The organism is Deltaproteobacteria bacterium, assembly GCA_016931625.1.
GTDB lineage: Bacteria > Myxococcota > XYA12-FULL-58-9 > XYA12-FULL-58-9 > JAFGEK01 > JAFGEK01.
On record JAFGEK010000113.1, the window covers coordinates 1 to 13,943 of the forward strand.

Annotated in this window: 13 protein-coding genes, 1 tRNA gene and 1 pseudogene; 9 read left to right on the plus strand and 6 right to left on the minus strand. The window is 37.6% G+C overall.

Annotated features, from left to right (window positions below; all coding sequences use genetic code 11):
• Positions 1-195: 195 nt before the first annotated feature.
• Together JW841_10035 and JW841_10040 are read left to right on the plus strand one after the other, a co-directional pair.
• Positions 196-1,674: a hypothetical protein gene (locus tag JW841_10035; GenBank protein MBN1961277.1), complete on the plus strand. Its 1,479-nt coding sequence runs from the start codon at positions 196-198 to the stop codon at positions 1,672-1,674.
• A gap of 53 nt (positions 1,675-1,727) precedes the next feature.
• Positions 1,728-2,390: an START domain-containing protein gene (locus JW841_10040; protein ID MBN1961278.1), complete on the plus strand. Its 663-nt coding sequence runs from the start codon at positions 1,728-1,730 to the stop codon at positions 2,388-2,390.
• A 152-nt stretch (positions 2,391-2,542) separates the two neighbouring features.
• On the opposite strand, the gene JW841_10045 is transcribed toward JW841_10040, so the two are convergent.
• Both JW841_10045 and JW841_10050 read right to left on the minus strand, forming a co-directional pair.
• Complete coding sequence (locus JW841_10045) at positions 2,543-3,832, minus strand: ATP-binding protein (protein ID MBN1961279.1); 1,290 nt, start codon at positions 3,830-3,832, stop codon at positions 2,543-2,545.
• A 156-nt stretch (positions 3,833-3,988) separates the two neighbouring features.
• On the minus strand, positions 3,989-4,567 hold the full coding sequence (locus JW841_10050) for an SBBP repeat-containing protein (protein MBN1961280.1): 579 nt from the start codon (positions 4,565-4,567) through the stop codon (positions 3,989-3,991).
• Positions 4,568-4,618: 51 nt separating this feature from the next.
• Here JW841_10050 and JW841_10055 point away from each other — a divergent pair, with 51 nt between their 5' ends.
• The 4 genes and pseudogenes from JW841_10055 (at position 4,619) to JW841_10070 (ending at position 7,128) form a co-directional block, all read left to right on the plus strand.
• Positions 4,619-5,620, plus strand: a complete 1,002-nt coding sequence (locus tag JW841_10055) for a serine hydrolase (GenBank protein ID MBN1961281.1) — start codon at positions 4,619-4,621, stop codon at positions 5,618-5,620.
• 125 nt (positions 5,621-5,745) lie between these two features.
• A tRNA-Ala gene (locus JW841_10060) sits at positions 5,746-5,821 on the plus strand.
• Between the two features lie 325 nt (positions 5,822-6,146).
• Entirely contained in the window at positions 6,147-6,341 is a 195-nt protein-coding gene (locus JW841_10065; protein ID MBN1961282.1) for a hypothetical protein, read from the plus strand.
• Positions 6,342-6,882: 541 nt separating this feature from the next.
• A pseudogene (locus tag JW841_10070) lies at positions 6,883-7,128 on the plus strand (hypothetical protein).
• A 140-nt stretch (positions 7,129-7,268) separates the two neighbouring features.
• On the opposite strand, the gene JW841_10075 reads toward JW841_10070, so the two are convergent.
• From JW841_10075 to JW841_10085, 3 genes are all read right to left on the minus strand, one after another.
• Positions 7,269-7,694 carry a hypothetical protein gene (locus JW841_10075; protein MBN1961283.1) on the minus strand — a complete coding sequence of 142 codons (426 nt, stop codon included), beginning with the start codon at positions 7,692-7,694 and terminating at the stop codon, positions 7,269-7,271.
• Positions 7,695-7,706: 12 nt separating this feature from the next.
• Entirely contained in the window at positions 7,707-9,233 is a 1,527-nt protein-coding gene (locus JW841_10080) for a PilZ domain-containing protein (GenBank protein MBN1961284.1), read from the minus strand.
• 82 nt (positions 9,234-9,315) lie between these two features.
• On the minus strand, positions 9,316-9,537 hold the full coding sequence (locus JW841_10085; GenBank protein ID MBN1961285.1) for a hypothetical protein: 222 nt from the start codon (positions 9,535-9,537) through the stop codon (positions 9,316-9,318).
• A gap of 144 nt (positions 9,538-9,681) precedes the next feature.
• On the opposite strand from JW841_10085, the gene JW841_10090 reads away from it, so the two are divergent.
• The gene (locus tag JW841_10090) at positions 9,682-10,521 is read left to right on the plus strand and encodes an alpha/beta hydrolase (protein ID MBN1961286.1); all 840 of its coding nucleotides are present in this window, start codon (positions 9,682-9,684) and stop codon (positions 10,519-10,521) included.
• Between the two features lie 12 nt (positions 10,522-10,533).
• Here the strand turns inward: JW841_10090 and JW841_10095 are convergent, their stop codons facing one another.
• Entirely contained in the window at positions 10,534-10,827 is a 294-nt protein-coding gene (locus JW841_10095) for a hypothetical protein (GenBank protein ID MBN1961287.1), read from the minus strand.
• A 109-nt stretch (positions 10,828-10,936) separates the two neighbouring features.
• Between JW841_10095 and JW841_10100 the strand changes: the two genes are divergently transcribed.
• Together JW841_10100 and sppA are read left to right on the plus strand one after the other, a co-directional pair.
• Positions 10,937-11,353, plus strand: coding sequence for a YjbQ family protein (locus tag JW841_10100; GenBank protein ID MBN1961288.1), 417 nt, complete (start codon positions 10,937-10,939; stop codon positions 11,351-11,353).
• A gap of 78 nt (positions 11,354-11,431) precedes the next feature.
• Entirely contained in the window at positions 11,432-13,807 is a 2,376-nt protein-coding gene (sppA, locus tag JW841_10105) for a signal peptide peptidase SppA (protein MBN1961289.1), read from the plus strand.
• Positions 13,808-13,943 lie beyond the last annotated feature (136 nt).

Sequence of the window (13,943 nt, forward strand, 5' to 3'; positions counted from 1 at the left end):
CCATGACAAACTACTACACCTTGCCCATGTTGATCGCGGACATTTACCCGTGCTTATACTGCGGACATATACCGTATCAGTAACAGCAAACACCAAGCTCTTGACAAACTTGACCAATCATAGGACATTGTTAGCAATTGCTTGAAAATATTAGATAATTGATTATGGGCAATATTATAACAGGAGTATAATTTTATGGCCCCTTTACAAACCAATGTTGCTACTAAATCCGTATTTCTCACTGCTGAGCAGTCGACAGTAAGTCATGTCTTAGTGAATGAATTACATATCAAAAAAGCCGATATGAGAAAATATGGCAAAGCACTAGAGATCTGGGTCGCTGCCAAAAATGAAATTAAAAATTTTAAAAATGTTTATGGCACAATAGATATTCCGAAAAATAAAGAAGAGCTATTAAAAGCAGTTGCAGAGGTTAATAAGCCAACCCTAGAACAGCGAGATGCGTTTGAGCAAGGTCGGCAAGTATGGCGTAAAGATCATGGGTTACCTGTTACTACGATCGGCGCTGTCGAGCCAGGCAATAGCAATATAGGGGTTAGCGCATCTAGATCAAACGCCGCTATAAATAATTTGACGCCATGGCAAAAAGTGCCTGATGAGATCAAAAATAATCTCACCACAATAGGGGCGGGGCTTAATAATTGCTTAACAGCCGATGATTATCAAAAAGTAATACAAAGTCGTATTGGGATGTTACCTGCTCTGTTAGCTTGGTCAAGTAAGCAATCACCAGCGCAATTAGACTTGTTAAAAGATGCATTAAAAGCAAATATAAGACAAAATTATCGTAGTCTCATCACCCCAAAGCAGGCAGATACATATGCTGACGCAGTAATCAAGGGACTAAAAGCGTTTGCTGATCTGTCTTTCTCTGATAAGCAACTTAAGTCAATTGAAAATATTTTTACTGATAAAGTTCGCCAGTCAATTGGACTAAGCAGCGACGCCAAGGTTATTAATAGCAACTCTGGTACACCACCGCCCAAAGATGGCGGTTTATACGCTGAGACCTCAGCCAATGATAAGTGTCGCCAATTCACCGTGTTTGTGCCTGCGCAAACAGATGCAGCTAAAATGGAAGCCGTTAAAAATGATTTAATCGCAAAGATTAATGCGAAAAATAGTGGGTATCAAGCAGTAGACGGTGGAACCAATGTTATCAATATAACGCTTAAGGGTGTCGATAAAGCTCGTATCTATCCATATCTCAATGCGCGTTTTGACATAACGCCACAAGACGTAGTCGTTGCCGTAAAATCTAGCAAAGGTAATGATAATCCGCTAGTGCAAGAGGGCGCAAAATTCCACGAGGTTAAAAATCCTCAAGACTTTAAGAATTTCTTTGATAACAACCTAAATGAGATTATGTCGCACAAGGCGGTAATTACTACAAGTAGCGCGTTGTTCACCAATGACGAAGTAGACGATTTGATCACTGGCTGTATCTATGATCTTTTATTTAATGGCAAGACCGTAGCTGTTGTTTCTGGTCGTAAACTCGAAGACCTAGAGAAACTTCAAACAGCACTAAAACAATGGGCAATTAAAAACCAAAAAGAACAATTAAGCGAAGAACAACTTAGACACCTTATTTATGGTGCTAATAATTGCGCCTATATCGGCGACGCCGCAGCAGCCTCACAAAATAATTAATAAAACACAGCTGTATTTAAATGCCTATAATGCCCTCGGCAAAACCTTGTATAATGACACAATTTAGCCCCTCAGAAAATATATTGAAAAGCAAGCTAATAAGTATTTTTATAGCTTTAATACTTATTTTATCTGCATTTTCTCTTAAGGCGGCAAACTGGGAACTTGTTAAAAATAGTAACAATGTCAAAGTATATACCCGTGATGTTGCCGGTTTTACGATGAAAGAGTTTCGCGCCGTCACCCAAGTAAAAACAAGTTTAGACTCTATCATAGCTTTAATGCGAGATGTTGCTGCTTATCCTCAGTGGATTGCTGATTGCAAACATGCCAGCATTTTAAAAACTGACGGCCCTTATAACTTCTATATCTATTTAATTAATGGGGCGCCATTTCCGATTCAAGATAGAGATTTGATAAATCATGTTGAAATCAGCCAAGATCAAAAGACCAAAACCATAACTATGAAATTAGACGGCAAACCGTCATTTATCGAACCCAAAAATGATATGGTTCGAGTGCCTAAATTAGAAGGCTTCTGGCAATTTGAACCACTAGCCGATGGTATAATTGAAATCACCTATCAAGTAAAAACTGATCCAGGTGGCAATCTGCCAGCATGGCTTGCCAATACCACGGTTACCGAAAGCCCATGGAAAACACTTACTAACATGACGCGTATGCTTGCATCTGCGAAATATCGTCAATCTTTTTAAAATCTGTGCTAAATCTTCAAGAAACGACAAAAATCGCTTGAGGTTACAGTGATATGTAAATAGGTACCTCACTATCTACACCTCTTTTAAATGAAGGGCCTAATGCCGACTTAAAGGTAAACCAAAATTATTGATTTTTTCAAACAGTATTTCTAACTATTCTTACTTGATGATTGTGCAATCTTTACTATCCACTGTAGATAATTTTCTACTGTCAGCAAAGTGCCAGATACACCTAGTTCTGCTTGTACTTGCTTAAGCGCAGTTTCTTCACGTTTATATGTATTACTATCGTAAATATCCCAACAAACTTGCATTAATTCAACTTTGCCTTGGGGCCATTTAATAACAAAATCAACTTCATTATCATTTGTATTATAATACGAAACTGTAGCCCCAGCGCGACGCAAATCAAGATATACAAGATTTTCAAAACGCCTACCCAAATCACATGTATCAGATGGTAAAAAGGCGGCTACTAAACCAGGGTCGATTGCATACACTTTTTTGGGTGTTACTTCTGCTTTGCGCGTAGAACTATGATGTTGTTCGATAGCAAAGCATAAAAAAGCATCTTCAAAATAGCTAACATATTCATAAAGTGTATCTTTTGCAATTCGTCGCCCTTGACTACGTAAATCATTATACACTTTATGAATTGAAAAAGGTCTACTGATATTGCGAAGTAAGGTTTTAATTAAATAACGAGCAGCACTCAAATTTTTAATATGATAACGTTCAACTACATCACGAAAAATTACCACCTCAACATAATTTTGTAGCACACTAACTCGCTGACCAGCATCAAGCATCAGCACTTCAGGAAAACCACCATACTGCATATACCAAGTAAGCCGTTGCTTAAAATAATCAAGACTGGGGCGCCCCCAAAAAATAGGTTGCTGAGGCTCTTCGCCTCGCGCCCGCAACCATTCATTAAATGAATAAGGCCAAACGCACGTAGCCAGTGAACGCCCACGAAGCTCAGTAGCAATTTCGCTGCTTAGCAGCTTGGCCGATGAACCACTAAGCCATAGCTTAACTTTTTTGGTATCGTGCAATCTTCTAATTAACCGCGGCCAACCTTCAATTGTATGTACTTCATCAAAAAATAAATGACATAATTGCTGATGATTATTAGGAAATAATGCATAAAACTGATCGACTATATCAGCAACCGTAGCTAAGTTATTAGGTTCAATACGGTCATCATCTAAACTTAAATACAACATTTGCTCAACCGGCAAACCCTGAGTTTGCAAATGTTGCATTTCTTGAATTAAGGTGCAGGTTTTTCCGCTGCGACGCATACCAATAGCAACTTCAATTTTATTACCAATGCCAGAAAATTTGATATCTCTGGGCACAAACTGACATTGCAGTCTTTGCTTTTGTTCTTCAAGCAAAGTTCGAACATATTGAGTTGTCGATAATTTTGTCATCTATAAGGAAATATATACAATTATATTTCCTTTTTCAAGAGGAAAGTATAGTATACTTATTTCCTTTTATAAAAGGTAAGTTTAGCAAAACCTAAGCAAAAAAGTCCCATATAAGTATCTAATTGACATTGCGGTATTGAGCAATGACTGTCGATACTACTGCAACTCACCTTCTGGCGAGTATTTAAGAATAAAAGCGTTTAGAAGACTTGTTCCAGAAATTTTATAAATTTTATCTGCCGTAAAACCGCTAACAACTATTGCACCTATAGCATCTATGGTTATCCCATAACTTCTGTATGTCGTATCCAAATCAGCTTTTCTGTCCCACTGTAAAGCTCCATCAGTAGAATACTTTGTTAAAGCTAAATATGACTGAGTGGTTACATAAATATAATCGCTATTGACAACAATAGTGTGCAGTTCATCATCAGCCTTAGTTCCCCATTGTTTCACCCATATCATATCGCCATTTTGATTAAATTTTATAAGGCAAGCATCAAAGCCACCACTATTTTCATGGTTCTCAAAGGTGCCAGAAGTTGTGCCAGCAATATAAATATTACCTTTGTCGTCACTATCAGGACTATATCCAATATCATCTTTGCTGGTGCCAAATTGCTTGATCCATACTCTAAGGTAAAGCAACCTCCTTACTATCCCCAAAAGAATAGCTTTATAAACGGTAGGTCTTTGACAAGGTGTTTGGTAAACCTGAAAATTATTTTTTTGCAATTTATTTAATCTCTTTATTAATCTGTTAATTAATACTAGATACTCCTCGCCATGAAAGACTTTTTAAATAACCCTGAATTCATTGACACACTAATACCTGTATCAACACCTGTTGCTGAGGGAATATCGCCTGAAATTATACAAAGTATTATTACTGAAATCGAAACCCGAAAACTACAAGTGCATTCATTACTAATTATTAAAAATGGCAAACGTGTTTGCGAACAATATGGTATTGATAAAAACCAGCAGCTAACTCCAAACGATAAGCATGTTCTTTACTCCACTACTAAAACCTTTACTAGCATGTTAATTGGTTTGTGCATCAATGATGGTTTTATTAAATCAGTAGACCAACGGATACTGGATTTTTTTGACATAAACGAAATTACTAAACCCAGCAGCAAAAAAAATAATATAACTATAAAACATCTATTAACCATGCATAGCGGTTTGAAATATCTTGAAGGCACCGCGGCAGATTTTAAAGTTTTCAGTGAAGCGTGCTCGGCATGCAAGTTTTTATCACGCTCGATGGTAGCTGAGCCTGGTATTAAATGGAATTACAGCACCGCTGATTCGCAAATTCTTGCGGAGATCATTCGTCGTGCTACTGGTGTAACACCATTTGACTATGCAAACGAGAAAATTTTTAAGCCATTAAATATAACTGATATCACTTGGGATACTGATGCAAGCGGCACCCATTGGGGTGGCATCGGTCTCTATTTACGCCCTCGTGATCTTGCTCGTTTTGGTTTAATGCTTATCAATGAAGGCAAATTTGCTAATCAGCAAATAATCCCATCAGCGTGGATTAAAAATGCAACCACGCCTCAGGTTACTGCTACCTCAGGTTGGGATGTTGGGGTGCAATACGGCTATCATTGTTGGGTACCACCATTTGGCGGCTTTGCTACTCAGGGTTATATGGGGCAAAATATGTATGTTTTAAAAGAGCGCAATCTTATCGTGGTATTTACCGCTGAGCTTAGTCCACCCAAAACTGCTAATACTATTCTTGCAAAATTTGTCCAAAAGCTGCTTAACTAGTTGTATTTACACATAAAAAAAAGATCGATAAAAATCTCTTGTCGTCAGACGAACATATGCGTATATAGCCCAACTCTTGGTTAGCCGTAAGTTTACTCATGGCAAACCGGCTCTTTAAAAAAAATGGGGCTGTAGCTCAGTTGGGAGAGCGCTTGAATGGCATTCAAGAGGTCGACGGTTCGATCCCGTTCAGCTCCACCATTTTTTATATCTCTTAATTAATCAATAGTTGTATCTTTAGAACATTTCGGTATTTTATTACCTTAGGTGGACTCTTACAAAACTTCTTGATCGCCTTAGTAAGCTTAATAGTTCATCGTCTTTTCGTACAAATTGGCTTGTTTTTACTGGTGCACCTGCAACAGGAAAATCAACGTTAGCTAAAAAAATTGATAAGGCCTCCGCTACACACCCAAAAGCAATAGCCATTTTCGATCGTTCACTTGTTGATGTTTTAGCTTTTGCTTTAATCGATGGTGTAGATTTAGAAAAATTTATCGTACCTTGCACAAAATATCACTTTAGTTTGGCCGAGGGCCAACAAAAAGGCGAAGTTATGGGAGAGGCGCGCGCAATACTTAATGTACTAGCTCATCGCAATATTTCAGTTAATGAAGATGAAGCCGCACGCATTCTAAGCTGCCATGATGATGGAATATTAAAGCAATATTGGCAGCGGGTATTTACGGTTAATTCGGTGGTGGAGTTGTTGGGGGAGTGAGACCTCTGCCAACTAATTATAACACTTACCTCTTGAAGAATACGTTATCATCTGCCAATAATGAACTGTATGAAGTTTAAAAGATCTACTATTATTTGGGGAGCATCTTCTATTAATGTTGCTTTAAAATTAAATAATGATGGGAATATTTATGTTTGAACTCGATTATATAACAATCAAAGGTTTTTAAAAGCATAGCTTCAATAGAAAAGCTTAAGCTTGAACCAATAAATATTGTGAAAACAAAACACCGTAATATTCCATGATTTATTTTGCTTTTTAAATAGTGAATTTTTTTTGCTAACCAGTAAATTTTTTTTTGCTAATTTTAATTTTCATTTTAATAAAGTTCTCCAATTCCTATTAAATTAATTTCGTCTGATTTGAGCCATCAAAACTATCATACCTAGTCATCACTAACTTACTGTATTATTGAATGTTTTTATATTTCTATGATAAATTTTTATATATTTCACAAGATTTATTTGATTTATTTCTATTATTTGGTAATTTTCTTATTTTCTCATTAACGGAGATTTTCATGAAAATTGCAGCTATCTTATTCGTAGGTGTAGCTTGTAGTCTTCTCTATATCCCCAAAGCATTGTCATCTGCACCTGCTCTTATCTGCACTTCGGATAGCACCGGCCAATGCGCCGGACGCCAATATTGCTGCTACGAAGGTATGAGCGATTCTGATGGAGATAAATACTGCAAGAATCTTGGTTGCCGACGTGGTGGCACAGCTTCATGCCCCACTGCCGCAAATGTTAAAAGCTGTGGTACACGAGATAAATCATCAGTAGAACCAAATCAAATAACCATCGACACTCTTACAAATACTCTCGTGCCATTATGTATCGAGCCAATCTATTCAATTCACTAATAACTATCACTTTAACAAACTAAAAGTGTTGGTAGAGCAAACTAACTAGGTTTATTTAACAGAATCACAACACTACTAGTTAAATAAATTGCAATACCAACACTTGCCCAAATAATAAGCCATAACGCCAGCAAAGGATCGGTATCCGTTGCTGCTGGATACACTAAATTATGCAATATAATGCTAATCAATAAACAAACAAAGTAGATCACAAACAGCAAATTACCTACCATAGCAACAATACGCCAAAGGCGATGATTCCTTAAAGCTAATATTGTCATTAATGGCCATACATTTAGCACTACTGATTTAATTACAATTAATATAATATCTTTAGGCCTATTGATTAACCGTAAAGCTCCAGATGAGGGATCACGATCAAAAAGAAGTGATAATAGCAAGAAAGTTGTTAATAACAACGTAGCTAGTATTGGCAACAAAATATTTAGAAACTTTGGTAATTTCATTAAACTCACATATTATTCTTGAATATGATTTTGAACAAAATCACGAATTGCTGTAATGGATGCTTCATCAAGATCAGTAAAAGTAACACCAATTTCACTACTGTTATTATAATCAGGTGTACTCCAAGCAACCAAGGCTTGGCATATTATTTCTATTTGATCTTTTAATCTAAACGCTATTGTAATTTTTGTGTCCTTTTCAAGGGTTCCCACAATTACGAGTCTTGCACCACCACAACTAATATCACGTAACCGTGCTTTTTTGGCTTGTCCTTTATAGACAATGTTGACGGGAGCATCATATGAAACACGAATGCTCTTCCTCATTGGGATATCATGACAACAATCAATATGGCAAATTAGATAATCGATATTTTGAGAAGAATCGATAATATTTTCACATAGACCTCGAGTTAATGCTTCATGCAAATCTTGTCGATTGGTAATTAGTATCCGTTGTGCTCCAGGACGAAGCACACTACCAAGACGTTCTAATGCAGCAAATGGTTCGTGTATTGCGAGGGCGGGCTCGCCAACAATACACGTACGTACGTCTCGTATAGTCAAAATATCCATAGCATCGATTAATGACTCGCAACTAATAAACTCGAATTCTTTGCGCCCCACAAAAGTAGGATGATTAATAAACGGCTCGACTTTTAGTCCACATAATACTATCCAGTTAATGTTACTTTCTTTTGACCCTCGTTGTTGCATTTGGCGAAGCTGTGTAATCAATGTATCTAAAGCAAAGCGGTCTTTTTTAGACAAATCGATAAATTCAACCCCAAATCCACTATGGGAGCCATTTGGACCATTACAGTGATGCACAACTCGTGCGTTTAGATGTAAAGAATTTTCTAATAAAGGGATCTCCATGGCTACTGATATTATGGTATTAAGCGATGGCGGGTTTTCACTATAAATAAATGCACCACCTCTTGAAATATTACCAGTGTGTTCTTGCACGAATTGGCCCAAATTCTGATAGCGAACACGATATTCTTTACTTATTCGGGTATCGGCAATTTTATGACGTTGCGCAGCTATCGCTACAATAGATTCAAACTCTTTGGTTAATTCTTGGGCACGAATTACTTCTTCGTTACCTAGACGTGATTCAGGGATAATTGCTTGGTTTTTTAATATTTCAGTCTCATCTATATCAAGAAGCGTTATCAGCATATTTACTAATTCAGATGCAAGTGAGCCTTTTGGTAAAAAAAGTGCATCATAACGCCGATTAAGTACTTGAGCTAAATCTACATCTCCCCAATCAACACTTGAGATGCATACAATAGGCAAATGTTTATAGCCTAAATCATGACGTATCAAATGACAAAATTTAAATCCATCTATACCAGGTAATACAAGTTCAGTTAGCAATAGCCGAGGTATCGTTAATTTTAATTCAGCTAATGCTTCTTTGGCATTTGCAAAAACCCTAACTGTTAAACCGCAAGCTTTAGCAACAATAGTTAGTTCTTGACGAGTTGTCGTATCAGCATCTACAATTAGTATATCCGGGCTTGTTGCCATAATTAAGATAAACCTAAATTGCAAACTTCGTTTAGTAATATTATGAATATAATAAGAGCATTCTTAACTAATAAAAAACAACTTATTTTAATTTAGCTGCATATAATCGTTTACCCACCACATAAAAAATTGCAGAAATTACTACAAAAATTAAAGTGCTAATTGGTGCAAAAGAACAAACCGCATAATATCCCAGCAATGAAGGTTTGCTGGCGCCTGGAGAGGGGATAATTGTAATAACTGCAAGCAACATTGACGATACCGATAAAACCAAAAAGAATGTGTATATTTTGTTCTTGTTCATGGCTTTCTCGTAATAATTGACCGTACTACCTTACTTTACTTAGGTTTTAGGCACAGAGCAACATGCAATATTACTATAAAATACAAAAAAGCTTTGTTAAAAAATATATAGTAACTAGGTAATTAATATCTTATTACAATTTAAATGACATCTGATCCACTAAATATTACTAACGTTGACTTTAGCGAAAACTTAATACGTATTAGTCACAATGTACATTTGCGTGTATTAACTTGGCGTCCTAAAAATCCTAAAGGCCAACCTATTCTCTTTGTTGCCGGTTGGGTCAGCGCTGTCTCTGGATGGCTTGATTTGCTAAGTGTCTTAGTTACAGAACATGTTGTTTATTATCTTGAAACTAAAGAAAAAAGCTCAGCCGAACTAATCAACCCCCAAACCCAAGATTTTTATATACCCAAGCAAGCCCAAGAACTCATTCAAGCTGCATCAATTTTAAAACTTACACCTGATGATTTTATAATAATGGGAAGTAGCCTTGGAGCTAGTATCATTCTTGAAGCTCTAAAAAATCAGCAGCTAAAACCTCAATGTGCCTTTCTTATTGGCCCAACTTGTTATTTTAATTTTCCTTGGTGGACACCTCTTTTATTAAAACTTCCGGCTGTGACTTATAAGCTCATTAAACATCTAGCTTTATGGTACCTTCGCACTTTTAGAGTCGACGCAAAAGCCGAGCCAGAACAAATGCAACGCTACGAACAAACTCTTAAATTTGCTCACCCGCAGCGTATAAAAATGTCGGCAAAAGCCTTTGCTGGTTTCTCGGTTTGGCAAGATCTAAAAACCATTACCGCAAAAGTTGTGATATCCTATGCACTTAGTGATTCTCTACATGACGTAAGCACTATTAAGCGCTTAATCGATACTCTACCTCAGAGTGTAGCTGTGCCTTGCTCATCAAATAAACATATGCATTCTGCAGCACTTAAAGCTGAAATTAATAAATATGTTACCGAACTTTAAACAGCTAACACTTTAAGTAAGTGCATGACCGAGCTTACGCTTGCCATCAGCAAAAAGTACTTCAATACGCTGTTCCTCAACTTTAAGAACAACGCCTTTACCAAACTTGCTATGGTCAATAAGCGCCCCTAGCTTAAAGCTCTCTTTCATAGAATATGCAGAAAAAGCTTTATCAGTTTTACCCTCCATATGCTCATCCCACGATTTTTCTAGCTCGTGCTTTGATGTTTTTTTGTTAAAGCTAATGGGATTATCACCATACCGCCGTGATGAAGACCCGAAAGATTTGGCTCTAGATCGCTTCATCGACATAAGAACTCGCTTTAACGCATTTCGCTACATAGTGCACTAACTAAACGACAATAATTTGAAATTTTGCTTGACGACTGTACAACTTATAGACTTGGTAAATCATATGTTAATATTTCAACGCGAAATCACTATTAATACAACTGGTGCCAATTTCACCGATATTACCCATGAAGTTCAGAAAATCGTAGACCAAAGTAATATAAAAACGGGTTGTTGCATTATTTTTATTCGCCATACATCAGCAAGTTTAGTAATTCAAGAAAACGCTGACCGCGCAGTTTTGCGAGACCTAAATCATTGGCTTAGTGATTTAGCTCCAACTGAGCGAGATTGGGAACATAACGATGAGGGAGTGGATGATATGCCTGCCCACGCGCGTGCTGCCATAACACGTACTAGTGAAAATATTCCTATCGCTAATGGGCGACTTACTCTTGGTACCTGGCAGGGACTATATCTCTGGGAACATCGTCGCCGTCCCCATCAACGTCAACTTGTAATACATATTACCGGGATATAGGGGTTTCTCTAATTAAAGTAAAAAAAAACGCCAAATCCTGGTACTAACACAAGAAATGGATGTAGCTTATAGGTTTATATGATTTACGCTTTGCTAATTGCTACCTGTCTTCCAACGGTTGCTGCAGCTGATATTACTGATGCAACAGATGTACGTAGTGTATCACGTGGCGTCATAGCTGCACCTAACAACCCTGCTGCAGCTTCGTTAGTTAATGGATCTGAGTTTTCACTTCGCCATAGCCAGGCGTCGTCGGCTGATGAAAATAGACAATGGGGACTTTATGGTGTTTTTCCTATTGGGCCATTATCGCTACAATTAGGTTATGAATGGCTACATACTGATTTAATCAATCGTCGTGGTACTATTGGTATAGGATTCAATACTGATCAGAGCTTTGCTATTGGCCTAAACTATAACTATCTAATGCATGCAGGCGAAAGTGCTAATGTATTTAATGCCGCCATCATTACTGCCCCAGTTTCATGGCTCTCTTTATCATTTGGGCTTGAGCAATTAAATGAACCACAAATTGCTCATAAACGACTTGCGAGTGCAACATGGATGGGTTTGGGTATTCGTCCAATTAAAGGTACGCCGTGGCTTACCTTAGGCGCTGAAGCTTATATTCAACTTGTTTCAGATCAACGTATATTTACTACTCCACGATTACTTGCAGATTTTACCCCCACAGATGGGGTACATGCGCAACTTGCATATCAACCAGATAAACATGAAGTATGGTTAGGTATAGGAGTAGAACTTGCAAATAGCGCGGTAATGTTTAGAGCGGGTCGGCAAGTTGAGCATTATGGTAATAATATTCAAACAACAGGCATGTTAACCTGGCGTAGTAATCCAAGCCCAAACTTGCTGCCAACTAGTCATAGTAATGTAATAGTGCAACTAAGCGGAGACCTTAAGCCAAAAGCTAAATTATTTGAAGATGAGCCTTTAATATCTGATATTATATTACAATTATATCAGCTCGCTTATAATGATGCGGTTATTCAGGTTACGCTTGAAATAGGTACGCTTGATATTAAAACAGCAGATGTTGAAGAAATTCGTAATGCCATTTTTGCTTTGCGAGCCGCAGGAAAATATGTAGTTGCCGAATTAGCATTCGGTGATGAAAAAGAATATTTAATCGCTGCAGCCGCTGACAAAATTCGTTTTGACCCAGCAGCAAGCTTAACTCTAAATGGTTATTCCGTAACTCTTTTATATTTCGCCAATGCTTTAGATAAAATTGGTATACGTTTTAATGCTGTTGCTATTGGTCGTTATAAGACTGGTCCTGATTCTTTAACTAGAGCTGAGTCGCAACAAGTTGAAAAAGAAATTATTGATCGGATTCTCTCTCAACTATATCACCAATTTATTGCTAGCTTAGTTAATGATCGTCATCTTGATTTCACAACCATCCAAAACATAATTCAGCAAGGAACAATAACTGCAGAACAAGCTTTACAATTTAAACTGGTTGATGAGTTAAGTCAGCCAACTGATCCCTCAATGCTTCCGCAAGTTAGAAATAATGGTACTCTGCTTGCTGATAGCTTAAAAGCAGCGCAGCATTTGGCGCAACATTGGGGACAAGCACCAGTTATTTTAATAATTCCGATAGTTGGAAATATTACCGCCAATGGGATTGCAAGCCTGTTCCCAGGGGATTCGGCTAATGCTCAAAATATAATTCAACAACTCGAATCAGCTCGCCTTGATAGTACGGTAAAAGCTGTAGTGTTGCGTATTGATAGCCCTGGTGGTGAAGTTTTTGCTGCTGAACTTATTTGGCGAGCGGTACGTTTGTTAGCTGATACAAAACCGGTGATTGTATCGATGGGTAGTGTCGCCGCTTCGGGAGGATATTATATTGCCACACCTGCCCATGCAATTATTGCTAATGCCTCAACAATTACTGGCTCTATCGGTATCTATATGATTAAACCTGATTTGAGTGGTTTGCTAGCACTTAGTGGTATAAATGCAGAAACAAGAAAAATTGGGCCGCAGGCTGATACTGACTCGATTTATAAACCCATGGCTGATGCTGAACGCGCCTCGCTAAAAACTCTATTAGCTAAAGAATATGAGACCTTCATTGGCCGAGTTGCCGCTGGGCGAAAATTGCCAATTAATCAAGTTAAAAAAATAGCCGAAGGTAACGTCTATACTGGAGAACATGCATTACAACTGGGTTTAGTTGACGCTATTGGAAATTTATCTCATGCTGTAGTTGAAGCTTGCTTACGTGCAGGGATTGACCCAATGAGCGATATTGAAGTCAGGATTGCGACCCAAAATAACTCATTTTGGCAACTGGTGTTAGCATTTGATAAAGTCTTAAAAGTTGTGCCAAATCCCTTCGCTGCTATTCTAAATAAATTAAATAATATTAGCGAAGCGCCAATAGCTCGTATGCCTTTTGAAGTTTTGGTGACCCCGTGAACTCTTTTGAAAAAGAACTTTCACCTTTATTTTGCGGTGCCGAGTTATTCTATGAACTCGCTAATAATCACGCCACCGGTGTTCTAACTTGGATTCGCGTAACTGGCACAATACAGATAGAATTTAATGCAGGGCG